Consider the following 25,698-nt stretch of genomic DNA (forward strand, 5'->3'; position numbering starts at 1 on the left):
GGCAAGAACTATGCGGAGAGCCAAACATAAGACTGGCACCCGCTTTATGATACTCATTCATAATCCATAATTTCAAATTCATCATTTCTATGCTTGAGGTTTTATATGAGGATAACCATGTACTGGTAGTAAACAAACCAGCAGGGATGCTGGTGCATGGCGATGAGACTGGTGACACGCCCCTTGCTGAACTAGCAAAGGAATATATTAAGCAGAAGTACAATAAGCCAGGCAATGTTTTCATGGGGGTTGTTCATCGCCTCGACAGGCCGGTAAGCGGAGTGGTACTACTTGCCAAAACTTCCAAGGCCTTAACACGTCTTAATGAGCTATTCCGAAGTAAAAAAACACTTAAAACATATTGGGCTGTCGTTCAGAACAGGCCTCAACAGGAACAAGCCACATTGGTACATTGGCTCGTAAAGAACAGTGAAAAAAATGTAACAAAAGCTTATGCTAAAGAAAATAAAAGCGGTTTACGCTCAGAGCTAAGTTATCAGTTACTTAACCATCAAGGCGGCAAATATTTGCTGAAAGTAAACCCGATTACAGGCCGGCCACACCAAATACGGGTGCAGCTGTCCTCTATTAACTGCCCTATCATGGGCGATTTAAAATACGGCGCCCCTCTGCCTCTTCCTGACAAAAGCATAGCTCTACATGCACGACAGCTAGAATTTGAGCATCCCACTCTTAAAACAACAATAACGGTAAGCGCTCCTCCACCTCGCACTGCCGCCTGGGCTCCTTTCAGGTAAGCAGACAGACCTTTCTATTGTATATTAGCAGTAATTTTATAAGCTTTTCCGCATTAGTAATTTGGGTCTTGCAAACCCATTTAGAATAGCCTGTTCCGTGGGTAAAAAGCTTGGGTTAAAAGCTAATATAGCATTAGTAAATGCTAACTACAGCAACTGTGGCAAACGCAAACGTTAAAATTTATAAAAAGTGATTTTTATCATTTTCTGAACTTTTATAGACTTCAGTATATTGTACTTAAAGTTCGTGTTGTAGATTTGTAAAATCATGGCATGGTTATAGTAATTTACCTGTCTAATCTAAACTCAATTAAAAATCTTTAAATTTATTTAATGGCCATACTCATTTTCTTTGTGGTGCACTGGTACCTTTCACTGTTCGTACAGACATTCTTCCTGCACCGCTATGCTGCCCATAAAATGTTCACCATGAACCCATTATGGGAAAAGGCTTTCTATTTATTAACTTATATAGCACAAGGCTCCTCCTTCCTTTCCCCTCGTGCTTATGCTATTCTGCATCGCATGCACCACGCATTCTCAGACACGGAGCAAGACCCACACTCTCCGCATTTTTCTAACAATGCGTTTACCATGATGTGGAAAACCAAAGAAATCTACAACAACGTATTAAACAACAGAATTGAACCTGAGCAACGTTTTGAGGGTAACTATCCTTATTGGCCAGCTCTGGAGAAATTCGGAGACACTTATTTATCAAGGGTTAGCTGGGGTGTAGGTTATGTATTATTTTACATTGCCTTTGCCACACAATGGTGGATGTACCTGTTGTTGCCAATCCACTTTCTGATGGGGCCGGTTCACGGCGCTATCGTAAACTGGAGCGGACACAAGTATGGCTATCAGAACTTCGACAACAACGACAAATCAAGGAACTCCCTGTTTTTCGATTTCCTTACCGGAGGGGAGCTTTTCCAGAACAACCATCATAAATTACCAAACCGTGTTAATTTTGGTGTAAAGTGGTGGGAGGTTGACCCAACCTGGCCAGTTATCTGGACACTCAATAAGTTAAATATTATCAGGCTGAAAGAAGCTAAAACTGTAAAAGCCAAAGCAGCAGTTTAAAATAAAAGCCCTCCCCACAACCGGAGGGTTTTTACTTTACAATAACCCTTTGTAGCTGAGATAATAATTTAGAAATACTTATTCTAAAAACTTTGTAATACCGTAAATTAATACCTAATTTTGCGGTTCTAAAATGGTGGACGGGATCCACCGACTTAAATACATCTATAAGAAATGGCAGTAAAAATCAGACTGGCCCGCAGAGGTCGTAAAAAAGCCGCTATCTATGATATCGTAGTAGCTGACGCAAGAGCACCACGTGATGGTCGCTTTATTGAGAAATTAGGTGTTTACAACCCTAATACAAACCCTGCTTCTATCGACTTCAACGAAGATAAAGCATTCCAGTGGTTGATGAATGGTGCACAGCCAACTGACACTGTAAAAGCTATGCTTTCTTACAGAGGCATCCTTTACAGAAAACATCTACAGGTTGGTGTGATCAAAGGAGCAATTTCTCAGGAAACTGCCGACTCTCGCTTTACGGACTGGAAAACAACTAAAGAAGCTGCAGTTGAAAGTAAGCGTACCGCACTTGGCACTGCAAAAGAAACAGCCAGACAAGCTGCGCTTGCTGCTGAGACTAAAGTAAAAGAAGCTCGTGCTGAGGCTATCCGTCAGCGTGAGGCAGAGAAAGCTGCAGCAAACGCACCAGCTGCGGAAGCTACAGAAACTCCTGCTGAAGGCGGCGAGTCTACAGAAGAACAAGCATAATTTAATCTGCCATGAATATTGATGCCTGCTTTTTGCTGGGATATATCGTCAAAACCCATGGCACCAAAGGGCAAGTTGTTGCGTTTTTTGACGTAGACTATCCCGAAGATTATGAAGATTTGGAATCAGTCTTCCTTGAACAACAAGGAAGACTGATTCCTTTTTTTATAGCGGGCATGGAGCCGCAGCAAAAAGGCCGTTTCATTATCAGTTTTGAGGATATCAAAACAATGGAGCAAGCTGAAAAACTGCGCAACACAAGCTTGTACCTGCCACTTGACAAACTACCTGAACTGAAAGAAGATCAGTTTTACTTCCATGACGTAATCGGCTATAAAGTAGTAGATGAGAACCATGGCGAGTTGGGAACAGTAAAAGACTTTTACGATATGCCTCAACAGCAGTTAATGGCAATGGATTACCTGGGTCAGGAAATGCTGGTACCGGTTAACGACGACATTATGCTTCGTGCAGACCACGAGGCTAAAGCATTGCACGTAAAATTGCCAGAAGGTTTACTGGAAGTATATACACAACCTGGTACTCCCGAAGCTACCGACGAGCAAGACGACGCGACAGAGGAGGACAACTAATGCGCTTTGATATTATAAGCTGCCAACCAGATTTACTTGACAGCCCTTTCAGCCACTCTATTCTTAAGAGAGCGCAACAAAAAAACCTTGTAGAAATTCACATTCATGATCTGCGAAAGTATGCTGTAAACAAGCATGGCCAGATCGATGACTATGCTTTTGGTGGTGGAGCCGGCATGGTTATGATGATTGAGCCCATAGACAAGTGTATTTCTGCGTTAAAGGCTGAACGAAATTATGATGCAGTAATTTACATGACACCTGACGGGCAAACGCTGAATCAGAGCATTGTAAACCAGTTCTCGTTGCTGCAAAATATAATCATAATCTGTGGGCATTATAAAGGGGTAGATGAGCGTGTTCGTCAGCAGTTTGTAACCCACGAGATAAGCATTGGAGACTATGTATTATCCGGTGGAGAATTAGGTGCTGCAGTATTAACAGATGCTATCATCAGAATTATCCCTGGTGTGTTGAACGACGAGTCTTCTGCCCTGACAGATTCTTTTCAGGATGGGTTATTGGCTCCACCTGTTTATACACGCCCGGCAGAGTACAAAGGCCTGCAAGTGCCTGAAATACTGTTATCAGGTGATGCACCTAAAATTGAGCAGTGGCGGTTTGAACAAGCTATTGAGCGTACGAAGCAACGCCGCCCTGATTTGTTGGATGGTTAGGTTTACGATGGTAAGCTTTTTATCCTAAAAGAAACCAAGAAGACTGTTAATAAGATAATTGAGTAAAATATTTTTCAGTTAATCTTCTTATTAATTAAATAATTCTATATCTTTGCAGTCCGAAAATTGAAGAAGATACTTTAAGATCATAGCCATGAGCGACCTATTAAAATTAATCGAGCAGGAATCTACAGAAAAACGCACCTCTTTCCCTTCTTTTCAGGCGGGTGATACAATTAATATTCACGTAAAAATCCGTGAGGGTAACAAAGAGCGTGTTCAGCAGTTCCAGGGCGTTGTTATCCAGCGTAAAAACGTTGGTACAAACGGTGAAACATTCACTGTAAGAAAAGTATCTAACCAAGTTGGGTTGGAGCGTATATTCCCAATCCTTTCTCCTGCTATCGAAAAGATTGAACTTATCAGAAAAGGTAAAGTTAGAAGAGCTAGGTTGTATTACCTGAGAGGTCTTTCAGGAAAAGCTGCAAGAATCAAAGAAAGAAGATAAAAATACCTGTTTTCATAAGTTTACCATAGTTTTAGTAAAAAAGGAGCCGCCTAACGTCGGCTCCTTTTTTTGTTTTCCCAGCAAAGGCAGCTTACTATCTTTATCATTCTTATATTATTGTTTGCCATGAAAGACTATTTACCGCTTCTTCTGTTAATCTTAAATGCCTTATGCCTGACAAGCTGTAAAACAGATTATGCTAATTTGCCTACGTATACGATAAACAAACAACTGCAGGCAGTCATAGAGGTACCGGCAGGTAATAACCATAAGCTGCAGTACAACCTGGAAACCCGGGAGTTTGAAAATAAAAAAGTAGCTGGTCAGGATTATGTTGCCCGCTACCTCCCCTACCCGGGAAACTTAGGCTTTATACCGTCTACTGAAGTAAGCAGCAATGGCAGGGGCTTAGAGGTTCTGGTAATTTCGGAGCGGGTGGAGCCAGGAACGGTAATGGAGATAACACCCATAGCTGTGTTGCAACTGGAAACTACTGCAGAGCTTAAATCAGTTATTATTGCTGTACCAGCCAGACCAAGCGAGCAGACATTTATGGCCACAGATTACGAGAGCTTTAGCAAGGAATATCCGGCAGCAAAGGATATACTTAAAGCTTGGTTTGTACATTATAATGCAAATGCACAAACTAAGTTTGTAGCATGGCGCGACGAGGCTTTCGCAAAGCAGGAGATTCAACGTTGGATGAAGCTATAGCAACATAGCCACCATAATAAAATTCTGATATTGACATCATTTTTCCTAAAGCCTTCAATATTGCCTTATACATGCTGCATATGTAAATACTGTTGCAGTTCAAGCACAAACTATCTACAGCCTGATCAGCTTAAAATAAGAAAGATAGTATTTGGGGCACAATTTTAGAAAAGAATTGGTTTGGGAATAGGGCCATCAACCTTAACTTTGCAAACTTATAGCAATTGCAGCCCAAGATAATACGCAAGGCTAAACATTATCCTGACATTGGTAGTTGACAACACTATGAGATTAACTGTTTGCCGAAAAGAACATTTCAATGCAGCCCATAGACTGTTTAACCCAAACTGGAGTGATAAAGAAAACGCAGATGTGTTTGGGAAATGCAGCAACCCTAATTATCATGGGCATAACTATGAGCTAACCGTGAAGCTATCTGGCCCTGTTGATGAGGATACAGGTTATGTGTACGATATGAAAGAACTAAGCCTGCTGGTACGGCAGGAAGTAGTGGAGCCATTTGACCACAAAAACCTGAACCTTGACACAGAGGAGTTTAAGCAACTGAACCCGACAGTAGAGAATATAGCTACTGTTATTTGGAACAAGCTTCGAAAGAAGATAAGCAAGGAATACGATTTAGCTGTAACACTTTATGAAACTGAACGAAACTTTGTTGAATATAATGGATAACAGGGAACAAGAAGAGGAAATGGATGATCATGTTCTGAGTTCTCTGGAAACACCTCTACGTGCTGATGCTTTTGATCTTTCAGATGAGGAAAAAATAGCTATCATTGCAGATCGCTTCGGGGATATAATGCGTACATTGGGCTTAGACCTTACAGACGATAGTCTTAAAGGTACTCCCCTGCGTGTAGCCAAAATGTATGTACAGGAGATTTTTAATGGCTTGCACCCGGATAACAAGCCTGTGTTACGCCGCTTCGAGAATAAGTACAAATATAATCACATGTTGGTGGAACGGGATATTACCGTCTACTCCTCCTGCGAACATCACTTTGTACCTATCATAGGCAAAGCACATGTGGCTTATATGCCAAACGAGCATGTTATCGGGCTTTCTAAGTTAAATCGTATTGTACAGTACTATGCCCGCCGCCCTCAGGTACAAGAGCGCCTGACTATGCAGGTTGCCAATGAATTAAAGTCAGCACTTAATACTGAGAATGTGGCTGTCATGATTGAAGCTGATCACCTGTGCGTTATGAGCCGTGGAGTAAACGATGTTAGCAGCAGCACTATTACCGCTGAGTATTCTGGTCTGTTTGAGCAGGATCAGTATAGAACAGAATTTTTAGCTCACGTCCGTAAGAAGTAGTTCTCACGTACTCCTGAATAATTAACCTACTTTATTTAACACCTCTAATATTTATCAAACTGAATAACACTATATTTACGTATAGGGGATTTCAGTCAGCTTTACGCTAAAAAAGAAATATGCCAGGTAAGATTTTAATTACAGGCGGGTCAGGCTTAATAGGCATGCGACTCTCTGAAATGTTAATAGACCAAGGGTATGAAGTAGGACACCTGAGCAGGAATCCTGAAAAAGTGTCTGTCTATAAAACATTTAAGTGGGATGTAGAAGAGGGGTACATAGACGACAGCGCTATTACGTATGCCGACTATATTGTACATTTAGCAGGCGCAAGTGTAGCAGGTAGTAAGTGGACCGAGGAACGCAAGCATGAGATATTCAAGAGCCGCGTAGACAGCACCAACTTACTTTATAAGAGCCTTAGAAACATACCGCATCATGTAAAAGGCTTTATCTCATCTTCAGCTGTTGGTATTTACGGCAACTCCGGAGACCGCCTAATGTCTGAGGAGAGCAACTATGCCGACGATTTTCTGGCAAGTGTGTGTAAAGTATGGGAAAGTACAGCTTGGCAGGTAAAAGAGCTAGGGCTGCGTACTGCTATCTTTCGCTTAGGCATTGTACTCAGTGATAAAGGTGGAGCTTTACCTCAGATTGCAAAACCTATCAAGATGATGGCTGGAGCAGCCCTAGGATCAGGTAAACAGTATATGTCTTGGGTACATATTGATGACGTGTGTCGCTTGTTTATAAAAGCTATTGAAGACACCCAGTTTGAAGGCGTGTATAATGCAGTAGCCCCACACCCTGTTACAAACGAACAATTAACAAAAACGCTTGCCGAAGTAATGCACAAGCCCCTGTTATTGCCAAATGTGCCAGCATTTGCCATTAACCTGATGATGGGTGAGATGAGTAAAGTAGTGCTAGCCAGCCAACGGGTAAGCGCTAATAAAGTGTTGCAAACCGGGTTCACATTTGAATACAATTATCTGAACGAAGCGCTGGAGACATTTTATAAGTCACCTAAAGATTAAGCTTTTACACTGATCAGATCTACAACAAAACCTATACTAAAGAAAGAGCGGCTACTATAATGTATAGTAGCCGCTCTTTCTTTAGTATGATACCACATTTACAAGATGTTCCCCATATTAAGTATCTGCAGAACAGAGTCTACAGCGGTAGAATCTGGTTGTGCTCTTGGTAAAACAGTAGTGCAGTTGTACTCTTTGCTTATTTCTACTGTTGGCCCCGGAAAACGGCCCATGGTGTAGCCAAGATCTTTGTCTTTATAGACCTTTTCCATGTAGAGCCCAAATACAGGCAGGGCTGTCTTAGACCCCTCACCTAACTGCGATATTCTGAAGTGAATACTGCGGTCTTCACCGCCTACCCACACACCTGTAACGAGGTCTTTGGTTACTCCCATAAACCAACCATCAGAATGGTTAGAAGTAGTTCCGGTCTTGCCTCCAATCTCATTGCCTTTCCAAAGGTCATACTCCCACAATGCCTGCGATGTACCACCAGGCTCCTCCATACCACCTTTAAGCATGTGCATCATCAGGAAAGCAGTCTCTGTGCTTAGCACTTTTTTCTGCTTTGGCACGAACTGATGGATTAGATTGCCGTTTCGGTCTTCGATACGGGTAATAAACATAGGGTTGGTATGGAAGCCTCTGTTAGGGAAAGTACTATAGGCTCCTACCATTTCAAAAACAGATACATCGCTTGGCCCCAAACCAATAGACGGCACTGATTCCAATGGGCTGGTAATTCCTAAGCGATGTGCATATTTTACGACAGTTTCCCAGCCAACCAGTTCTGTAAGCTGTGCTGTAACAGAGTTAACAGACTTACCCATTGCCCGGCGTAATGTCATAGGAGCCCCGGTATAAGTCCAATCAGCGTTGGTAGGCGACCAGCTCTTCTTCTCCCCTTTCTCCACATAGTTTATGGTGATGCGCTTATCTACTATTTTATCACAAGGTGAATAGCCATTATCAATGGCAGACACATACACAAAAGGTTTAAAAGTAGAACCAGGCTGGCGACGCGCCTGTTTCACGTGGTCATACTTAAAGTACTTGAAGTTAATACCACCAACCCAGGCTTTTATATGCCCTGTAAAAGGATCCATCGTCATGAGCCCTCCGTGCAGAAAATGCTTATAATAAGCCAGAGAATCTAACGGCGACATAGTTACCTTTTTCTCCAGCGAATCATTGTCCCAGGTAAACACCATCATTTCACGAGGCCTGTTAAGTTCTTTGTTGATTGCCTGAGTATCATCTCCAAAGCGCTCTTTTAAACGCCTATAATAGGCTGTTCGCTTAATAGTGGCATCAATAAAACCTGGAATCTCTTGATCTTTCTCATCTACCCATGGGTTCTTTCCTTTCCAATGATTGTCAAAACGGTGCTGCAACGTGCGCATCTGCTTTTCCATTGCTTCCTCAGCATATTGCTGCATACGCGAGTCAATGGTAGTGTAAACCTTAAGACCATCACGATAAAGGTCATAACCATTATCCTTACACCATTCATTCAGATACTCAGCCACTGCTCCCCTAAAATAAGTAGCTGGCCCATCGTAATGGCTTTCTACTTTATACTCTAATTCCAGTGGAAGCTTACTCAGTGAATCAGCTTCGGCCTCTGAGATATAATCGTATTTTGCCATCTGACCCAACACAGTATTCCGGCGGCGAAGAGAATTCTCAGGATTGAACTTCGGGCTGTAGTACGTTGGAGCCTTTAGCAGCCCCACCAGCACAGCGGCTTGCTCCGTTTTAAGGCTGTCCGGAGATACATGAAAGAAAGTCTTAGCAGCTACTTTAACTCCAAAAGAATTACTACCAAAGTCTACCGTGTTCAGGTACATGGCCAGAATCTCGTCTTTGGTATAGCGTTGCTCCAGCTTTATGGCTGTAAGCCATTCTTTTGTTTTAGAAATGATGATATTAACACCCGGCACGTGCCCCAGTACTCCTTTAGAAGAATCGGTACGGGTTTTATAAAGGTTCTTGGCTAATTGCTGCGTAATGGTACTGGCACCACGGTTTTCGCCACGAAGGTTATCGTAAACGGCACCGAAAAGGGCGGCTGGGTCTATACCTGCATGCTCATAAAAACGCGCATCTTCTGTAGCTACAAGCGCCTTTATTAATATCGGCGATATTTTGTTATAGGCAACGGGGCTTCTGTTCTCGCGAAAGTACTTCCCGATCAGTTTTCCATCAGCTGTATACAGCTCGGAAGCCTGGTCACTACGAGGGTTTTCCAGCTTATCAAGGCTTGGGGAAGCTCCGAACAGATAGAACACGTTATTATCAACACTAAGCAGGTAAATAACCACTAAGGCCAAACCCAGAAAAAACAACTTCCAGATGAACCCTACCACGCTTTTATAAACCGAGTTTTTAGGTTCTTTTACTATTTCTTGCTCTTGCAGCATTTTGATCAAACAGAGGATAACCTCTTAAAATTCCCTATCACTTTTCCTTTAAAAAGACTTACAAATATACCTTTTGTACACAACATCTATGGTTTATAGATATAAAACTTAGTAAAAGTGGCATGGACAAACTTAAAAAGTAACAGTGGATTAAGCAGAACATGTACTATCTACTGCTCATTAACGCTGCACTTCCTATCTTTGTATATTAATTTTATAAACAAATGCAGCAGAACTTACAACAGGCTTTAGATGAAATTAAAGGCTTGCCCCTTACAAAAACCACACGAAGCGAACTAATACAGTACTTCCATTTTGGTAGCACTCACTACACTACCCCGCAAGGACTTATTTTAGATGTTGGCCTCTTTACCTTAGCCCTTAACTGCCCTTGGCAGCTCAAAACAGTTGACGGCGATGTAATAAAGCACGGCGAGGTGTTCATGCGCAAACGCGAAGCAGGCTTACCCTCCCCAAAATTCGACTGGAAAGTACCAGGTGCAAACTTACGTGACCAACGTTTGAAAGAACTGGTAAAAGACACTGCAGCATTAGCCGTAGAAAGTGTAGAACTGAAAGCTAACTATACCTTTACACTTTACTTTATAAATGGAAGTGTACTGGAGGTAATGCCTGATCTTACAAAACAGGCAGAAGTTTATTGGCAGTTGTTTAGCAACACAGGCAATGACTTTAAGGTAGGAGCCGGAGCAGCGGGTATCATATACTAAAAACCTTTCCGGCGGGTGAACAGTATGGCTAACATAAACGCAGCTTTTGAACATTCGCCTCCACCTTTTTGAGTTTGAAGACTTCCCGTGGTTTCCGCACGTGGTCAGGGAAGGCATGCTTGATTTTCTACGCTTCATGATCACTAAACTAGGTGCTTATGAAGCTGCCGTTCCGTTGCTGCAGGAGCTACTCCTAAAAACGCAACAGCGGCATATTACAGACTTGTGTTCCGGCGCCGGAGGAGGTATAGCCGGTATCCAGCAGGCGCTCGCACAGCAAATGCAAGAACCTGTTCTGATAACGCTAACAGATCTGTATCCTAATATTTCGTCTTATCAATATTTGCAGGCTAAATCTAACAACACAATAAACTTTGTTGCTTCCCCTGTTGATGCTACCTCAGTACCTGAAAGCATAAAGGGAGTACGTACCATTTTTTCTTCTTTTCATCACCTTAAGCCCGAACAGGCACAGGCAGTGCTTCAGGATGCTGCTGACAAAAGTGCTGCCATAGGTATATTTGAGGGAGCTAGTAAAAGCTGGCTCGAACTGCTAGCTTTATGGCTTGCTTTTCCGGCAGTCATTTTTCTGGTAACACCTTTTATTCACCCTTTTAAACTTAGCCGTCTCTTTTTCACGTATTTAATTCCAATAATACCTTTCGGAATTGTTTGGGATGGTACTGTGTCGTTGCTACGCATTTACACGCCGAAGATGCTGGAAAGCATGGCTGCCAAAGTATCAGCCCCACATTATAGATGGCGTATGGGTAAAGCAGGATCACGTATTGGCAAACATGTTATTTACATTATTGGTTATCCAGACCATCAACTTAAAACAAATTAACAAACCAATAATGCAACAGAGCTATACTCTAGAGAAAACACTAATATTATATATAAGAAACAGGTTATCAGATAAAGGTTAAAATGCCAGTTTCCCATAATTATAAAACCGCTCTGACACTGATGCGCATTCCGTTTTCAGTTTACCTGATGCCGATATTCTGGTTTGCACTAAGCACGGTATCAGGGTACAGTGTATGGCGGGCAACAGCTGTGTTTATAATTCTGCATTTGTTGGTGTACCCAGCCAGCAATGGCTATAACTCTTATTATGACCGCGACGAGGGAAGCATTGGAGGCTTAAAAAAGCCTCCTAAGGTAACACGTGAGCTTATGCACCTAGTGCTGCTTTTTGATATATTAGCGGTAGCCTTAGCCATAATGTTAGCGCCTTTGTTTGGTGCCTTAGTTGCTTTGTACCTGCTCATTTCCAAAGCATATAGTTTTGAAGGTATCAGGCTTAAGAAGCAACCTATACTTAGCACCATTGTCGTCACTTTCTTTCAAGGAGCTTTTACTTATGTAATGGTACAGATCGGGTTGGGCCTATCTGTTATGGAAGTGGTAGTAACACCTAATATGTGGTACGCCCTCATCAGTACACTTTTTCTTTGTGGCTCTTATCCGCTTACACAAATTTACCAACACGAAGAAGACAGCCGGCGTGGCGACAAAACATTAAGCCTTTTACTGGGTATTAGAGGCACTTATATTTTCGCTGGCCTTAGCCTTACGCTCGGTGCCACACTTCTCCTGTGGCTATACATGACAAACGACCAATTAACCAGCCTCTTTATTTTCCTGATAAGCACAGCCCCTATCTTATATTTTTTTACAGGCTGGGTTTTTCGGGCACTCCGCGACACCAGAGAGGTAAACTATGAAAACACGATGCTAATGAATAAGATATCCTCTATATGTATAAGCCTGGCTTTTATGTTCATTATAGCAGTGCGAGTTCTCTCAGTATAGTCTCTTATAACCCAAAGCTACTACTTCGTATATAGTATAAAGATATTTTCCCGATGAAGCTATTATATGCAGTACTTGCTGGCATTTCCGGTACCGCCGCCATGACTGCCTTTCTTTACTTACTTTCGCTAGCTACACACCGTGTCATGAAAGTAATTAAAATCTTGGGCACCATGCTTACCAATCGTACTCAACCAGATGGCAGCCTTTCCGATGCCGTCAGCACAAAATTGATAGGGACCATAGCACATTATGCAGTAGGTGTTTTTCTGGCGGTTCTTTACCTTGCCTTATGGGATTCTGGTGTTGGTATGCTAACAGCCTCATGGGGTGCCTTTTTAGGCTTCGGCAATGGCATATTAGCAATGATAGCCTGGTACTTCTTTTTTATGATGCACCCCAGGCCTCCTCTCCTACAGCTCAAGACTTACCTTATTACGCTTATTTTTGCCCATATAATATTTGGCTTTTTCGTAACCTATACTTTTCACCTACTACAGCATCCGGGGTACAGCTTCTGGCAATAAGTGAGTTTGATATCTTTTACAAGGGGCTTTATACTAACAAAAATGCCTGCTACCTTATGTGGGTAAGCAGGCATTTCTTGATTTATAGCTGTCAGAACTTAACCGTTCATTGAGATCAGGAACTCTTCATTGCTCTTTGTTCCAGTCATTTTATCTTTCAGGAACTCCATTGCTTCTACAGAATTCATATCAGACATGTATTTGCGCAGAATCCAGATACGATTCAGTTCGTCTCTGTCCATAAGCAGGTCTTCGCGACGAGTACCAGAAGCAGGCACATCGATAGCTGGATAAACCCGTCGATTCGCCAGTTTGCGATCCAACTGGAGCTCCATATTACCAGTACCCTTAAACTCTTCAAAAATAACCTCGTCCATTTTAGATCCGGTATCAATCAGAGCTGTTGCAATAATGGTAAGTGAACCGCCATTTTCAACATTACGGGCAGCACCAAAGAAACGCTTCGGCTTATGCAGCGCATTCGCATCCACACCACCAGATAATATCTTACCAGAAGATGGAACTACAGTGTTGTAAGCACGAGCCAGACGTGTAATAGAATCCAGCAGAATAACTACATCATGGCCACACTCTACCATACGTTTTGCTTTATCCAGCACAATGCTCGATACCTTAACATGTCGGTCAGCTGTCTCATCAAATGTAGAGGCAATTACCTCTGCCTTTACGCTACGGGCCATATCGGTTACCTCCTCAGGGCGTTCATCAATCAGCAGAATCATCAAGTAAACTTCCGGATGGTTCTCTGTGATGGCATTCGCAATTTCTTTCAGCAATACTGTTTTACCAGTTTTTGGCTGCGCTACGATCATACCACGCTGCCCTTTACCTATAGGGGCGAAAAGATCTAACACACGTGTAGATAACTGGCTAGGCCTTGTGGTTAGCTTTAAACGTTCTTCAGGGAAAAGCGGTGTCAGGTGCTGGAACGGAATACGGTCACGAATTTCTTCAGTCGTACGTCCGTTAACCGTTTCTACCTTAAGCAGGGCAAAATATTTCTCACCTTCTTTCGGAGGACGAATCTGTCCTTTTACTGTATCACCAGTTTTTAAACCAAAAAGCTTTATCTGCGAAGGAGACACATAAATATCATCCGGGCTAGCTAAGTAGTTATAATGTGTAGAACGCAGAAAACCATAACCATCCTGCATTAGCTCCAGCACACCCTCATTTATAATTATTCCATCAAACTCTTTAAAGCTATTGCTGCTGGCCTGCTGCTGTTGATTGTTATTGCGACGCTGGTTCTGGTTGCTGTCGTTACGGTCGTTATTGCGAATATCGTTGCTACGATTGTCGTTGTTATTACGATTGTTGCTGTAATCACGCTGCTGCTCACGATCATTACGACCATCAGTGCGGGGGGTATCATTACGCTCATTTCGAACCTCACCGCGGCTATCGTTGCGCTGATTATCAACACGCTCGTAATGCTCGTTTCCCTGATCACGCTTGTCGTTACGTGTACGAACACGCTCCCTTGGCTGTGATTGTGCCCCATGGTCTTTAGCCGGTGCAGGTGCAGGCACAAACATCTGAACCTGATCTTCGTTACGGGCAGCAGATTTCTGACGAGGTTGTCTTTTTTCTCTTTCTACAGGAGCAGGAGTTGTTACTGCTTCAGGTTCTTTGACGGATTCAGTTACTTCTGTTACTTCAGTTGTGCTTTCAGGGGCTTCTTCTTGAGTTGAGGCGGCTGCACGAGGAGTGGATTTGTATTTTCTAGGCAATTTCTCAGGAGGGGTTACAGCTTGCTGATCAAGGATTTTGTAGATAAGATCTTGCTTGCTTAGTTTTTTAAAGTTCTTTACGCCTAAGTCTTCAGCAATTTCCTTGAGTTCTGAAAGAAGCCTATCTTTCAATTCTTCAATATTATACATAATAATAGTATGGTAGTTAACTTAACTTGCCTGTTTCGCGGTGAGCGAACGTAGCGAGAGATTTATTTTTTAATCAGGAAAAAGAATAGGTTGTGATAGAGTTATTGAGGCACAGGAACGGGCCGTCTTCAATTGTACCGCAATGTTATTGCAATGCCGTTTAATTAACAAATATTACGGAACTTTTTGTTAAAAATGTTTCAAAAAAACGTAAAAGATTACGTAAATGCCTCTAACTACTCAAAAAAGTATATTTTTGTGTCTCTATCTAACCCCTTTATATGCTACAATTAACAGTTTTAAGAGAGCAGACCGACCTGGTAGTGGCGGGTTTGAACAAAAAAAACTACAAAAATGCAGCCGAGGAAGTCGCCGCTATACTGGACCTTGACCAGCAACGCCGCGCTCTGCAAAGCGAACACGACGACTTGCAAGCGAAGGCCAACAGCATCTCCAAGGAGATTGGCATTATGATGAAGAGCGGTGAGCGTGACAAAGCAGAATCGTATAAAGCAGAAACAACTGAGCTAAAGCAGAAAGCAAAGGCCTTGTCTGAACAGCTTTCTACTATAGAAGAAGATCTTCAGAAAGCGCTATACAAACTGCCAAACCTCCCGCACGAAAGTGTGCCTGCAGGTAGAACATCTGAAGACAACGAAGTAGTTCTCGAACAGGGAGAAATTCCTGAGTTATATGAGGGCGCTCTACCTCACTGGGAGTTAATCCAGAAGTACGACATCATCGACTTTGAGCTGGGTAACAAAATTACCGGTGCTGGATTTCCTGTTTATAAAAAGCAAGGTGCCCGTTTACAGCGTGCACTCATCAACTTCTTTTTAGATGAGGCCATGAAGGCTGGTTACATAGAGGTGCAACCGCCTATTATGGTTAACGAGGCATCCGGCTACGGAACAGGTCAGCTGCCAGATAAAGACGGCCAGATGTACCACGCTACTGCAGATAACCTGTACCTGATTCCAACTGCAGAGGTGCCAATTACAAACATGTATCGGGATACTATTGTTCCTGTAGAGCAATTACCTGTAAAAAATACAGGTCATACACCGTGTTTCCGCCGTGAGGCTGGTTCCTGGGGAGCCGATGTACGGGGTCTGAACCGTCTGCACCAGTTCGATAAAGTGGAGATCGTACAGATATCACTGCCAGAAAAATCTTATGAAGCGCTGGAAGAAATGAGCAGCTATATACAAAGCCTGTTGCAGAAGTTGGAACTGCCCTACCGTGTGCTACGCCTGTGTGGTGGTGACCTTGGCTTTACCGCTGCCCTGACTTATGATATGGAGGTATATTCTACTGCACAAGGTCGTTGGCTGGAGGTAAGCTCTGCCTCTAACTTTGAAACGTACCAGGCAAACCGCCTGAAATTGCGTTTCAAGAATGATTCTGGTAAAACACAGTTGCTACATACGCTGAATGGTAGCGCTCTGGCTTTGCCTCGTATTGTAGCTGCTATACTGGAAAACAACCAGACTCCTGACGGTATAAACATGCCTAAGGTACTGCATCCTTACCTAGGTTTTGAGAAGATCGGTTAGCTTCCGTACATGCCAGTTTAAAGTGGTGGAGAAGTATTCTGCTATAAAAAGAGAAAGCCGCTGAACGTGCTCAGCGGCTTTCTCTTTTTATAAGCTTCTGTTGTTACAGCAGTTATTTTTAAAATCACCATACTATCCGCCAAACTGCTCCTGGTATTGCTGATAATAACTCTTCAGTTTATACTTCTTAAGTAATATCTTAGGTTCATCCATGCTTTCAGGTGTCAACTCTTTGGCTTCTAGTAACCTGAACAATGCCTGTTGCTCATCTTCAGCACCAGACACATCTTCATAATCCTGCATAAAGGGTGGCGACAGCGACAGCTTATTCTTCTGCACGCTCACATAATTAACAGCCATAAGCTTTTCCAGCGCCTGCTCCACCTCCTGTAGTGTAAGCACATCTCCATCAATGGCATCAATCATTAAAAGCACATCCTGCAGAGTGGTTCCTCCTTCACCGCCTGTTGCTAACAACAGTGCTTCCAGCAGTTGTGCATCCGTTCTTTGCCAGGATAGGTTATATTTAAGCATTAGTTAATTTCTAAATTATTAAAAGGAATATCCCACATACATTTAAAGTGGCCTTCAGGGCATTTGCTATAGCCAATTTTAGAGCAGGGGCGGCAACTGAGACCATGTACTTCCAGTACTTTATACTTGGTGCGGAAAGGGTACATGCCAAACTCAGGAATGGTATTGCCCCATACACTTATAATATCTTTCTGAAAAGCAGCCGCAATATGCATCAGGCCAGTATCATGGCTTACCACTTGCTCTGCCTGCCGCACCAAAGAGGCTGACCCATTGAGATTATACTTACCACAGGCATTGAAAATCAATGTTTGTGCATCAGGCTTCGTATCTTCTCGTTTATCGAAATAAGCAACGACCTCATCTCCTTTGGCAGCATCTTCTTTGCCTCCTAAAAGAATGACTGGCTTATTCAACCGCTCACATAACTCAATAATACGCTCCGTAGGCAGGCGTTTTGTGTAATGCTGAGCTCCAATGGCAAAGGCTACATAACCCTGCTGGAAAGGCTGTGGAAGTGCTTGTAAATTCACCTCATCCTGAGCCGGAATAAAGTAATCCAACCCTTTTCCATCGTCTTTTACACCCAAAGCAGCTGCGGCAGCCAGGTAACGATTCACAATATGCACATCGGGCAGACGGTTCATTTTGAAGTTCACCATCAGCCACTTTTCATAGTTCAGCTTATTAAAGCTTTTGCTGGGCCTGCCTAACCTTGCTTTGATAACGCGAGTTCGCAGGTTATTGTGCAGATCAATCACATAATCAAAACTTTCTGCTTTCAACTCGCGCACCAGCTCTTTTAAGCTATCCTTCAGCACATGTACTTTATCTACATACGGGTTGTGCTCCAGTATACTTCTAAAGCCTTGCTTGGTACAATAGTGCACTTCCGCCTCCGGCACCTGCTGTTTTATACAACGGATTACCGGCGTCGTCAGCACGATATCACCTATAGACGAGAAACGAAGTATAAGGATTTTTGGCATTTTAAACTCTATAAGCACCGCCTAAAGTTATAAGCTTGCGGCTAAACTTTAGGAGACCAGCTTTCAGCTGACCTGTTTAATTATCTTAACTACGCTTTACTTGTAGAGAGGTGAAAGCTAAATAATAATCAGCATACATACTTTACTCTTTACTTAACCTTCTCTTTTCTCTCCCTGAAATACTTTTCTACTTCCTCAGCAGATTTAGTATTAAAGGTCAATTCTTTAGTAAGACCTCCCTTGCGGCCAACCAGCACACCATAACGCATATCATGGTAACCACTGGTATGATGTGCATCCGGGTTTATGCTTAACATTACGCCCTGTTCCAGTGCATACTGTACCCAACGCCAGTCGAGGTCCAGACGCCACGGGTTCGAATTAATCTCAATGATGACATTATTAGCTGCACAGGCGTCTATCACTGCCTTATGATTGATCGGGTAGCCTTTACGACGTAGCAGCAAGCGCCCTGTCGGATGGCCCAGCATAGTTGTATAAGGGTTCTCAATAGCAGAGATCAGGCGATTAGTGGCTTTCTTTTCATCCATGTTCAGGCTGCTGTGAATAGAAGCCACAATAAAGTCGAATGTAGAGAGAATGTCAGCATCATAATCCAGAGAACCATCACCTAATATATCAGACTCAATGCCTTTGAATATTTTGAACGGAGCCAATTTCTTGTTCAGCTCATCAACCTCTTTTTGCTGACGCAGCACATCACCTTCCCGTAAGCCACCTGCATAAGATGCTGTTTTAGAGTGGTCAGATATACCCAGGTACTGATAACCCATATCCCGACAGTAGGTAGCCATTTGCTCCAGCGTATGGGCACCATCAGAATAAGTACTGTGGTTATGCAGGCTACCTGCTAAATCTGATAATTCCAGCAGTTGTGGCAGCTTGTTATCCAGTGCCAGCTGTAACTCAGTAGTGCCCTCGCGTAACTCAGGCACTATATAAGCCATTCCTGCTGCTTTGTAAGCATCTTCTTCTGAAGCAAAATTTTGCTCCCGCACTAGGGCCAATAGGTTCTTGCCCTCTTTAAATGGCTGCGCCACATGCCCTACCGACGCTGATTGTAGCAGCAACTCATTCGCAAAACGTGCAGATGGCACTAGCTTTATTTCTGTATGCAGATTGCTTACTGTATGTTGTCCTCGCCACACCATCGGTCCGGATAACTTAACATTCTGCTCCAGGATTGATAATTTGTTTAGTGCCTCCTGTGTATGAACAGGTTCATCTGTAGCCAAAACGAACTGCAGCGTTTCCACTATCTCCATTCGGCGGCGTACATCACCAGCCAATTCTACCTGTGCCTGCGGCATGGCTTCTTTTATGCTTTTAAGCAATTCCTCTGCCGATGCCTCCGCCTCAGCATATAGCAACTTACCACTGTTCTGCTGCGTGAAAAGCAATGCCTGCTTTATATTTTCCTGTGTTTTGGCTCCAAAGCCTTTCAGCTTGCTTACTCTGTCCTGCTCACAAGCCTCCAGTAATTCCTCTACTGTTTCCGTACCAAGCTCTTTCCAGAGGTTGCGCACTTTTTTGGGGCCGATGCCTTTAATGCGCAGCATTTCTACCACACCAGGAGGCGTTGCGGCAAGCATCTGGTCCAACTCCTCAAAAGAACCTGTACTGTTTATCTCTACAATTTTGGCGGCAATGCCCTTGCCCACTCCCCCTATTTTCTCCAGTTCAGCCTGGGCTTTCCCCTCCAGCGGTTCCTCAAGCAGTTCCAGGGCTCCTACTGCGTTTGTGTAAGAACGAACCTTAAACGGATTCTCATCATGCAGTTCCAACAGTTCTGCAGTCAGCTTAAACAGTTTTATTATCTTCTTATTTTCCAAAGCTTAAAATCGTATCTTACAAAGATAGAAAAAACCCTGCGAACACTACCTGATGCCCTTTTATATTCTATGCATTCTATATAAAAGAAGAAATCCGTACCTTAGCCTTACGAAGGTTCTTTAAAAGCGCCTTTATTTAAGAACCAAGTACCGCTGATGTCCATCAATATTGTATTAATTTCTTCATCAAGGCGTTTATAGTTAAAGTAAATGAATCAGAATTTACGCAAAGAATCAACACTAAACTGTAGACTGAATCAAGAAAGACCAGCTAATTATAAATAGCTGGTGCACAAAAAAGCAATTTTAAGGTTGCTTAATTCAACAGACTTTTACCAGAAACTTAAATATGAAAAAGATAACATTGCTTTGTATAGTATGCCTTTTCCTGCTGGCTAATACCTGCAATAAAAAAGATAAAGTAATGTCTGGCCTTGTCGGGAAAACCTGGTTACATTCTTATGAGGAAGATGAGGGTGATACGTTGGTGTATCGCCCCAATTCTTATGATTTTCCACCATCAAGAGGCCGTACAGGTTTTGCGTTGGAAGCAGGAGGAGTTATTAAACGCTATGACATCGCCCCTACCGATGGCCTGGAAGAACAAGAAGGCCAGTGGGAGTTAGATGACAAAAACAATATGGTTAAGGTAAAGATGCAGGGGGATAGTTTGCCACCACAGAATTTTGCCTTCGAAATAGTGTCGCTGAAAGATGATGTACTAAAAATTAAGCAGCACCATCAGTAAAGTGTAAGCTAAAGTAGCATAAAATGTATCTACACGAGCAAATGGAAGCCCAAAAGCGACTGCAATTAGTGTTTGTTCTTTTTTATTGATCCCTATATTGCAGCCTTCTGATGCTGTTCATGCTCTCTTTATGAGCATTTGCAGGCACGGTGATTATAAACCTAAGCATATTTTTCAAAAATAGAAATGTCGCAAATTAAAAAGCCTGACGTAAATTCGGCTTATAACATTCTAAATATATAATCTATAATAATGCAATACTGGTTAGTAAAATCGGAGCCCGGCACATATTCATGGGCTGACTTAGTACAAGATGGACGCACCTGTTGGGACGGAGTTCGCAATTTTCAGGCCCGTAACAACCTGAAACAGATGCAGCCTGAGGATTTGGTGTTGTTTTACCACAGCGTTTCAGAAAAAGCTATTGTAGGCATTGCCAAAGTAGACAAATCTGCTTACCCTGATCCTACTGCCGATGACCCTAAATGGGTAGCAGTGGATATAGTACCTGTAAGGGACTTTAAAGAGCCTGTAACACTGGATCAGATAAAGAAAGATCTGCGCCTGGAAAATATAGCACTTTTGCGCCAGTCACGTTTATCTGTAATGCCGCTTAAGCCGGAGGAATACGATGTGCTATTGGCTTTGGGGAACTAGGCTTTAACAGCAACTTGCAAAAAAGCTAACATGCATAACAACGAATGGAGGTTAATTCAAGTACATTAATTAACTTCCATTTATACTTTCTTTTCTGCTACTTAACAGCACTCTCACCCGAATATGGCTAAAGTACGCTACTTGTTTTGCTTATACCTGTTTTTAGCTTCTGCCTCTTTGTTTGCGCAGGAGCCAAGCCAGCCTGTGCGCCTGGAACTTGATTTTGATTATGAAAGAACCTATGCAGAAGTAATTGCCTTACCTGATAGCAGCCTCTTGCTATACAATAAAACAGTTAACTCCTGGGGCAGTGAAGCCAGCTTTCATTTCACTAAGTACAACTATAAGCTGGATAAGATTTGGAGTAATTCAGCCGAGATTCCTGTTAGAAGCCATTACCTACATTATTTCACAGAGGCTCCCTACACCTACTTAATTTTCGGAGAGGAGACTAACGCACAAAAGTACCATATTGTACGAATCAACTTATTATCTGGTGACTTACAGTACAAGGAATATGGAATTGAGGCGATAGACGCTGTTTTTGACTTTAAGGTATTATATGGCCGATACTTTATTATTGGCCGCAACAGGTCTTCCAGCCAGCCCCTCCTACTGCACTTAAACCCCGCCGATGGACAGATAAAACTCCTGCCTGCCGTTTATGGTGATGAGTCTTCTTTCTCTGATCTGATGGCAGACCCTGTTAACAAACGTATAGATGTAGTCATGACAGAGTCTAACGGCCGTGTATCGCGGCTACAGGTAAAAAGCTTCGATGCTAACGGGGAGCTACTCAGTAACCATTTTATACTGCAGCAGGATAATAAAAGCTTATTAAATGCAGAGATCACCCCAGGTGATACTACCTCCAGAATGCTGATAGGTTCCTTTGGCACACGGGACTTACGCTATACCCAAGGCTTCTTTACTACTAGTATGGCCACAAATGCTTCTGATGGGCAGTTCTACAACATACTACAGCTTAAGAATTTTTTAAAGTACATGAAACCGCGCCGTGAAGCGCGCACTCGTCGTAGAGAAGCCTCACGTTTGAAAGCAGGAAAAAATCCAAAGCTGCGCTATCGTTTGCTTTTTCACGATCTTATTACGACTCCCACAGGCTATATATTGCCTGCCGAAGTGTATTACCCCCAGTACCGTAGTAACATGTCCAGCTGGTCTGTAAACCCTTATATGGCACACAACCAAGGGTTATATCGCAATAACACCCCAACCCTTAGCCGTGGCCCCGATGGGTACAAGCGCACGCATGCGGTAGCACTTGGCTTCGATAAGAATGGAGTCCTGCTTTGGGATAATGCTTTTCCTCTAATCAATGTAGTTAGCTATTCGCTGGTATATACTTTAGAAGTTGCATATGCTCCTGACGGACGAGTTATTATGGCCTATCCGGAAGATGAAAAAATTTTCTACCATGTCATGAAAGAAGACAAGTTTTCTGATGAAAAAACAGAGTTGACTCTTTTAACATATGAGGATGATGAAAAAATAGTATCCAGTGAGGAGGTCGGCATTATAAAGTGGTATGACGGAAATTTTGCGGCCTTTGGCTTTCAGCATGTTAAACCTAAGAGTGGCATGTCTCGAAAAGTTTTCTATATCAACAAAATAAGCTTTTAACTGTATTGCTTATAAAGCTAGGTTTTATCTAAAGCTGCATTAATAATATGCTGATAACAATTATACTATTGATTGGGGGCTTAAAAATTTTCGCATCTTAATCTGACTCTCTATATTTGCACCTAATTCATCCGGCCATGCAGAAAAGAATCATCGTAAACCACCAACTACTCGATATTATGGTGATGCGCCTTTGCCACCAGCTCATTGAGAACCACGGTGACTTTTCTGATACAGTTATTCTTGGTTTGCAGCCACGGGGCAAATTTGTGGCACAGCGCATACAAAACACTTTAGCTTCGATACTAGGGAAACCAGTACCTACTGGCTACCTCGACACCACTTTTCATCGCGACGATTTCCGCCGCAGGGATACTCCGCTTACTGCCAACGCTACCCGTATAGATTTCCTTATTGAAGGGAAAAAAGTAATACTGGTGGATGACGTGCTGTACACAGGCCGTTCAGTTCGCGCAGCCCTGGATGCTATGATCGCCTATGGGCGACCTGCGAACGTGGAGTTATTGGTATTGATAGACCGCCTCTACACCCGCCACCTGCCTATTCATGCTACTTATGTAGGGCAACGTGTTAATTCCTTACAAAGCCAGCGGGTATTGGTAGAGTGGAAAGGCCAGGAAACTCCGGAAGATAATATCTGGCTTATTACCAAAAACGAAGAATAAACCTCACCCATGCAAGAGCTCAGCGTCCGGCACCTGTTAGGCATAAAAGACATCACCCACGAAGATATTCAGCTTATTTTTGAGACAGCTGATAATTTTAAAGATGTTTTAAACAGGCCGATTAAAAAAGTGCCTTCGCTACGTGATATTACTATTGCCAACGTTTTTTTCGAGAACTCTACACGCACACGCCTGTCTTTTGAACTGGCAGAGAAAAGATTATCGGCAGATGTCATAAACTTTAGCAGCAGCGGCAGCTCCGTAAAAAAAGGAGAAACGTTACTTGATACTGTTAACAACATCTTGGCTATGAAAGTGGACATGATCGTAATGCGCCATTCCAGCCCTGGAACACCTCACTTTCTATCGCGTCACATTAAGGCAAACATTGTGAACGCCGGCGATGGCACACATGAGCACCCCACACAGGCTCTGCTGGATTCCTTCTCCATCAGAGAAAGGTATGGTGAAGTAGCAGGCAAAAAAGTGGTAATTATTGGAGACATTCTGCACTCCAGAGTAGCCCTTTCCAACATTTTTGCCTTACAGAAACAAGGTGCCGAGGTAATGGTATGCGGTCCTTCTACCTTGCTACCCAAATATATTAAAGACCTAGGTGTGAAAGTAGAATTGGACGTACGCAAAGCTTTACAATGGTGCGACGTGGCAAACGTACTACGCATACAGCTGGAACGCATGCAGATGAAGTATTTTCCATCCTTACGGGAATACACTTTGTACTATGGCATCAATAAAAAGATGCTGGATAGCCTAAACAAAGAAATAACCATTATGCACCCCGGGCCAATAAACCGCGGAGTAGAACTTAGTAGTGATGTAGCCGACTCCCAGCACTCCATTATACTGAATCAGGTAGAAAATGGCGTAGCTATCAGAATGGCTGTGCTTTATCTGCTGGCTGCGAAAGGCTAAGCTCAAACACATTCAGAACAGGAGAAGCCTGCTTCTGAAAAAGAAGCGGGCTTTTATTTTTTCTGAACTAAAAAGCCAACTGGCAACTATATAACACCGACAGCAAGGCACTTCCTGCTTTCCTGTATCAGAACCATTACATAGTTCAGTTGTTGTAATACTGTAAACAAACTTAGAAATTGTTTTTTTATCATGCCAAAGAAAATACGGCTAAGTGTGTTGGACCAGTCTCCTATCAGAAAACGAGGCACAGCTGCGCAGGCACTTATGGAAACGATAGAACTGGCTAAACTTACAGACGAACTTGGCTACACCCGTTTCTGGGTATCTGAGCACCACAATACAACAGGCTTGGCAGGATCTTCCCCTGAAGTTCTCATCCCTTACCTGGCTTCAGTTACAAAACGTATAAGGGTTGGCTCAGGCGGTGTTATGCTCCCTCATTATAGCGCACTTAAAGTTGCCGAAAATTTTAAAGTTCTGGAGAACCTCTTTCCTGATCGTATTGACCTGGGCATTGGTCGTGCTCCCGGGACTGACCGAGTAACAGCAGCAGCACTTAACCCGCACAACCAGTTTAGCGACGCAGCATTTATGCAGCAGCTAAAAGACTTGGGACATTATCTGCATGATACTTCGGAAGAAGGCGACATAACAGAGAATGTGTACGCTACTCCTGCTACTCCTTCGGTTCCTTTAGTATGGTTGCTAAGCTCCAGCGGGCAAAGCGGCCTGTTTGCCGCTCACTTTGGATTTGGCTTTTCCTTTGCTCATTTCATCAATCCTGTTGGAGGCGAACAGATGGTGAAAGCTTATAAACAACATTTTGAGAAGTCAAGGTTTATGCAGCAGCCTGAAGCAAATGTCGGAGTGTTTGTTATGTGTGCCGAAACAGAAGAGAAAGCACAGGAACTGCAGGAAACAATGGACCTGATGATGCTTCGCATAGAGAAAGGCAGGAGTTCAGGTGTTCCGTCTTATGAGGAGGTTAAGATACAGCAATATTCAGAGGCAGAACAACTTCGCATTGAGTATAACAGGCAGCGTATGGTCTCAGGTACTCCGATGCAGGTAAAATTGCAGTTGGAAGAGATGGCAAAAACATATGAGGTGGATGAGCTGATAGTTGTAACCATCACCCATAGCTTTGAAGACAGAAAAAGTTCATACCGATTATTAGCAGAAGCGTTTGAACTTTGCTGATCTAGTTACGCAAAAGGGAATACAAAAAGCAAAGCATACATCCCTCTAAATCTAATGTTT

26 protein-coding genes are annotated in these 25,698 nt (G+C 42.9%); 21 read left to right on the forward strand and 5 right to left on the reverse strand.

Annotated features, from left to right (window positions below; all coding sequences use genetic code 11):
• Positions 1-89 precede the first annotated feature (89 nt).
• The 10 genes from LN995_RS15890 to LN995_RS15935 all read left to right on the forward strand — a co-directional run bounded on the left by LN995_RS15890 (position 90) and on the right by LN995_RS15935 (position 7,432).
• Positions 90-758 carry an RluA family pseudouridine synthase gene (locus tag LN995_RS15890; RefSeq protein WP_229962069.1) on the forward strand — a complete coding sequence of 223 codons (669 nt, stop codon included), beginning with the start codon at positions 90-92 and terminating at the stop codon, positions 756-758.
• Positions 759-1,091: 333 nt separating this feature from the next.
• The gene (locus tag LN995_RS15895; RefSeq protein WP_229962070.1) at positions 1,092-1,847 is read left to right on the forward strand and encodes an acyl-CoA desaturase; all 756 of its coding nucleotides are present in this window, start codon (positions 1,092-1,094) and stop codon (positions 1,845-1,847) included.
• A gap of 174 nt (positions 1,848-2,021) precedes the next feature.
• Positions 2,022-2,561, forward strand: coding sequence for a 30S ribosomal protein S16 (locus tag LN995_RS15900; RefSeq protein WP_229962071.1), 540 nt, complete (start codon positions 2,022-2,024; stop codon positions 2,559-2,561).
• Positions 2,562-2,572: 11 nt separating this feature from the next.
• Positions 2,573-3,154 (forward strand): ribosome maturation factor RimM, encoded by a 582-nt coding sequence (rimM, locus tag LN995_RS15905; RefSeq protein WP_229962072.1) that lies wholly within the window; start codon positions 2,573-2,575, stop codon positions 3,152-3,154.
• Entirely contained in the window at positions 3,154-3,831 is a 678-nt protein-coding gene (gene trmD, locus LN995_RS15910; protein ID WP_229962073.1) for a tRNA (guanosine(37)-N1)-methyltransferase TrmD, read from the forward strand. Before rimM ends, trmD begins: the two co-directional genes overlap by 1 nt.
• Positions 3,832-3,985: 154 nt before the next feature.
• Positions 3,986-4,339 (forward strand): 50S ribosomal protein L19, encoded by a 354-nt coding sequence (rplS, locus tag LN995_RS15915; RefSeq protein ID WP_229962074.1) that lies wholly within the window; start codon positions 3,986-3,988, stop codon positions 4,337-4,339.
• Positions 4,340-4,465: 126 nt separating this feature from the next.
• On the forward strand, positions 4,466-5,053 hold the full coding sequence (locus tag LN995_RS15920; RefSeq protein WP_229962075.1) for an inorganic diphosphatase: 588 nt from the start codon (positions 4,466-4,468) through the stop codon (positions 5,051-5,053).
• A gap of 285 nt (positions 5,054-5,338) precedes the next feature.
• The gene (locus LN995_RS15925) at positions 5,339-5,746 is read left to right on the forward strand and encodes a 6-pyruvoyl trahydropterin synthase family protein (protein WP_229962076.1); all 408 of its coding nucleotides are present in this window, start codon (positions 5,339-5,341) and stop codon (positions 5,744-5,746) included.
• Entirely contained in the window at positions 5,709-6,395 is a 687-nt protein-coding gene (folE, locus tag LN995_RS15930; protein WP_229962077.1) for a GTP cyclohydrolase I FolE, read from the forward strand. The genes LN995_RS15925 and folE overlap by 38 nt, the downstream gene beginning before the upstream one ends.
• A 119-nt stretch (positions 6,396-6,514) precedes the next feature.
• Positions 6,515-7,432 carry a TIGR01777 family oxidoreductase gene (locus tag LN995_RS15935; protein WP_229962078.1) on the forward strand — a complete coding sequence of 306 codons (918 nt, stop codon included), beginning with the start codon at positions 6,515-6,517 and terminating at the stop codon, positions 7,430-7,432.
• A 98-nt stretch (positions 7,433-7,530) separates the two neighbouring features.
• Here LN995_RS15935 and LN995_RS15940 read toward each other — a convergent pair whose 3' ends face one another.
• The gene (locus tag LN995_RS15940; RefSeq protein WP_229962079.1) at positions 7,531-9,855 is read right to left on the reverse strand and encodes a penicillin-binding protein 1A; all 2,325 of its coding nucleotides are present in this window, start codon (positions 9,853-9,855) and stop codon (positions 7,531-7,533) included.
• A 224-nt stretch (positions 9,856-10,079) separates the two neighbouring features.
• Between LN995_RS15940 and LN995_RS15945 the strand changes: the two genes are divergently transcribed.
• From LN995_RS15945 to LN995_RS15960, 4 genes are all read left to right on the forward strand, one after another.
• Positions 10,080-10,586: a hypothetical protein gene (locus tag LN995_RS15945; protein ID WP_229962080.1), complete on the forward strand. Its 507-nt coding sequence runs from the start codon at positions 10,080-10,082 to the stop codon at positions 10,584-10,586.
• A 46-nt stretch (positions 10,587-10,632) separates the two neighbouring features.
• On the forward strand, positions 10,633-11,433 hold the full coding sequence (locus LN995_RS15950) for a class I SAM-dependent methyltransferase (protein WP_229962081.1): 801 nt from the start codon (positions 10,633-10,635) through the stop codon (positions 11,431-11,433).
• Positions 11,434-11,516: 83 nt separating this feature from the next.
• Positions 11,517-12,404 carry a UbiA family prenyltransferase gene (locus LN995_RS15955; protein WP_229962082.1) on the forward strand — a complete coding sequence of 296 codons (888 nt, stop codon included), beginning with the start codon at positions 11,517-11,519 and terminating at the stop codon, positions 12,402-12,404.
• Positions 12,405-12,457: 53 nt separating this feature from the next.
• On the forward strand, positions 12,458-12,931 hold the full coding sequence (locus LN995_RS15960) for a hypothetical protein (RefSeq protein ID WP_229962083.1): 474 nt from the start codon (positions 12,458-12,460) through the stop codon (positions 12,929-12,931).
• Between the two features lie 98 nt (positions 12,932-13,029).
• Here the strand turns inward: LN995_RS15960 and rho are convergent, their stop codons facing one another.
• Positions 13,030-14,835, reverse strand: a complete 1,806-nt coding sequence (rho, locus tag LN995_RS15965; protein WP_229962084.1) for a transcription termination factor Rho — start codon at positions 14,833-14,835, stop codon at positions 13,030-13,032.
• 281 nt (positions 14,836-15,116) lie between these two features.
• Here rho and serS point away from each other — a divergent pair, with 281 nt between their 5' ends.
• Complete coding sequence (serS, locus tag LN995_RS15970; protein ID WP_229962085.1) at positions 15,117-16,391, forward strand: serine--tRNA ligase; 1,275 nt, start codon at positions 15,117-15,119, stop codon at positions 16,389-16,391.
• A 132-nt stretch (positions 16,392-16,523) separates the two neighbouring features.
• Here serS and LN995_RS15975 read toward each other — a convergent pair whose 3' ends face one another.
• The 3 genes from LN995_RS15975 to polX form a co-directional block, all read right to left on the reverse strand.
• Positions 16,524-16,925, reverse strand: coding sequence for a hypothetical protein (locus LN995_RS15975; protein WP_229962086.1), 402 nt, complete (start codon positions 16,923-16,925; stop codon positions 16,524-16,526).
• Positions 16,925-17,914, reverse strand: a complete 990-nt coding sequence (locus LN995_RS15980; protein ID WP_229962087.1) for a glycosyltransferase family 9 protein — start codon at positions 17,912-17,914, stop codon at positions 16,925-16,927. The genes LN995_RS15975 and LN995_RS15980 overlap by 1 nt, the downstream gene beginning before the upstream one ends.
• A gap of 149 nt (positions 17,915-18,063) precedes the next feature.
• The gene (polX, locus tag LN995_RS15985; protein WP_229962088.1) at positions 18,064-19,767 is read right to left on the reverse strand and encodes a DNA polymerase/3'-5' exonuclease PolX; all 1,704 of its coding nucleotides are present in this window, start codon (positions 19,765-19,767) and stop codon (positions 18,064-18,066) included.
• A 349-nt stretch (positions 19,768-20,116) separates the two neighbouring features.
• On the opposite strand from polX, the gene LN995_RS15990 reads away from it, so the two are divergent.
• From LN995_RS15990 to LN995_RS16015, 6 genes are all read left to right on the forward strand, one after another.
• A complete protein-coding gene (locus LN995_RS15990) occupies positions 20,117-20,515 on the forward strand; it encodes a hypothetical protein (RefSeq protein ID WP_229962089.1) in 399 nt (132 codons plus the stop codon).
• A 252-nt stretch (positions 20,516-20,767) separates the two neighbouring features.
• Positions 20,768-21,172 carry an EVE domain-containing protein gene (locus tag LN995_RS15995; protein WP_229962090.1) on the forward strand — a complete coding sequence of 135 codons (405 nt, stop codon included), beginning with the start codon at positions 20,768-20,770 and terminating at the stop codon, positions 21,170-21,172.
• Positions 21,173-21,295: 123 nt separating this feature from the next.
• Positions 21,296-22,816, forward strand: coding sequence for a hypothetical protein (locus tag LN995_RS16000; RefSeq protein WP_229962091.1), 1,521 nt, complete (start codon positions 21,296-21,298; stop codon positions 22,814-22,816).
• Between the two features lie 137 nt (positions 22,817-22,953).
• Positions 22,954-23,502: a bifunctional pyr operon transcriptional regulator/uracil phosphoribosyltransferase PyrR gene (gene pyrR / locus LN995_RS16005; protein ID WP_229962092.1), complete on the forward strand. Its 549-nt coding sequence runs from the start codon at positions 22,954-22,956 to the stop codon at positions 23,500-23,502.
• Between the two features lie 9 nt (positions 23,503-23,511).
• Positions 23,512-24,435 (forward strand): aspartate carbamoyltransferase catalytic subunit, encoded by a 924-nt coding sequence (locus LN995_RS16010; protein WP_229962093.1) that lies wholly within the window; start codon positions 23,512-23,514, stop codon positions 24,433-24,435.
• A gap of 192 nt (positions 24,436-24,627) precedes the next feature.
• The gene (locus tag LN995_RS16015) at positions 24,628-25,638 is read left to right on the forward strand and encodes an LLM class flavin-dependent oxidoreductase (RefSeq protein ID WP_229962094.1); all 1,011 of its coding nucleotides are present in this window, start codon (positions 24,628-24,630) and stop codon (positions 25,636-25,638) included.
• Positions 25,639-25,698 lie beyond the last annotated feature (60 nt).

Origin of the sequence: Pontibacter silvestris (genome assembly GCF_020907275.1) — a bacterium.
In the GTDB taxonomy this organism is placed as follows: Bacteria; Bacteroidota; Bacteroidia; order Cytophagales; family Hymenobacteraceae; genus Pontibacter; species Pontibacter silvestris.

Bases quoted from the DNA above. Each gene is read 5' to 3' on its own strand.
- LN995_RS15890 (WP_229962069.1), top strand. From the start codon at position 90: ATGCTTGAGGTTTTATATGAGGATAACCATGTACTGGTAGTAAACAAA.
- LN995_RS15895 (WP_229962070.1), top strand. From the start codon at position 1,092: ATGGCCATACTCATTTTCTTTGTGGTGCACTGGTACCTTTCACTGTTC.
- LN995_RS15900 (WP_229962071.1), top strand. From the start codon at position 2,022: ATGGCAGTAAAAATCAGACTGGCCCGCAGAGGTCGTAAAAAAGCCGCT.
- rimM (WP_229962072.1), top strand. From the start codon at position 2,573: ATGAATATTGATGCCTGCTTTTTGCTGGGATATATCGTCAAAACCCAT.
- trmD (WP_229962073.1), top strand. From the start codon at position 3,154: ATGCGCTTTGATATTATAAGCTGCCAACCAGATTTACTTGACAGCCCT.
- rplS (WP_229962074.1), top strand. From the start codon at position 3,986: ATGAGCGACCTATTAAAATTAATCGAGCAGGAATCTACAGAAAAACGC.
- LN995_RS15920 (WP_229962075.1), top strand. From the start codon at position 4,466: ATGAAAGACTATTTACCGCTTCTTCTGTTAATCTTAAATGCCTTATGC.
- LN995_RS15925 (WP_229962076.1), top strand. From the start codon at position 5,339: ATGAGATTAACTGTTTGCCGAAAAGAACATTTCAATGCAGCCCATAGA.
- folE (WP_229962077.1), top strand. From the start codon at position 5,709: ATGAAACTGAACGAAACTTTGTTGAATATAATGGATAACAGGGAACAA.
- LN995_RS15935 (WP_229962078.1), top strand. From the start codon at position 6,515: ATGCCAGGTAAGATTTTAATTACAGGCGGGTCAGGCTTAATAGGCATG.
- LN995_RS15940 (WP_229962079.1), bottom strand. From the start codon at position 9,855: ATGCTGCAAGAGCAAGAAATAGTAAAAGAACCTAAAAACTCGGTTTAT.
- LN995_RS15945 (WP_229962080.1), top strand. From the start codon at position 10,080: ATGCAGCAGAACTTACAACAGGCTTTAGATGAAATTAAAGGCTTGCCC.
- LN995_RS15955 (WP_229962082.1), top strand. From the start codon at position 11,517: ATGCCAGTTTCCCATAATTATAAAACCGCTCTGACACTGATGCGCATT.
- LN995_RS15960 (WP_229962083.1), top strand. From the start codon at position 12,458: ATGAAGCTATTATATGCAGTACTTGCTGGCATTTCCGGTACCGCCGCC.
- rho (WP_229962084.1), bottom strand. From the start codon at position 14,835: ATGTATAATATTGAAGAATTGAAAGATAGGCTTCTTTCAGAACTCAAG.
- serS (WP_229962085.1), top strand. From the start codon at position 15,117: ATGCTACAATTAACAGTTTTAAGAGAGCAGACCGACCTGGTAGTGGCG.
- LN995_RS15975 (WP_229962086.1), bottom strand. From the start codon at position 16,925: ATGCTTAAATATAACCTATCCTGGCAAAGAACGGATGCACAACTGCTG.
- LN995_RS15980 (WP_229962087.1), bottom strand. From the start codon at position 17,914: ATGCCAAAAATCCTTATACTTCGTTTCTCGTCTATAGGTGATATCGTG.
- LN995_RS15990 (WP_229962089.1), top strand. From the start codon at position 20,117: ATGAAAAAGATAACATTGCTTTGTATAGTATGCCTTTTCCTGCTGGCT.
- LN995_RS15995 (WP_229962090.1), top strand. From the start codon at position 20,768: ATGCAATACTGGTTAGTAAAATCGGAGCCCGGCACATATTCATGGGCT.
- LN995_RS16000 (WP_229962091.1), top strand. From the start codon at position 21,296: ATGGCTAAAGTACGCTACTTGTTTTGCTTATACCTGTTTTTAGCTTCT.
- pyrR (WP_229962092.1), top strand. From the start codon at position 22,954: ATGCAGAAAAGAATCATCGTAAACCACCAACTACTCGATATTATGGTG.
- LN995_RS16010 (WP_229962093.1), top strand. From the start codon at position 23,512: ATGCAAGAGCTCAGCGTCCGGCACCTGTTAGGCATAAAAGACATCACC.
- LN995_RS16015 (WP_229962094.1), top strand. From the start codon at position 24,628: ATGCCAAAGAAAATACGGCTAAGTGTGTTGGACCAGTCTCCTATCAGA.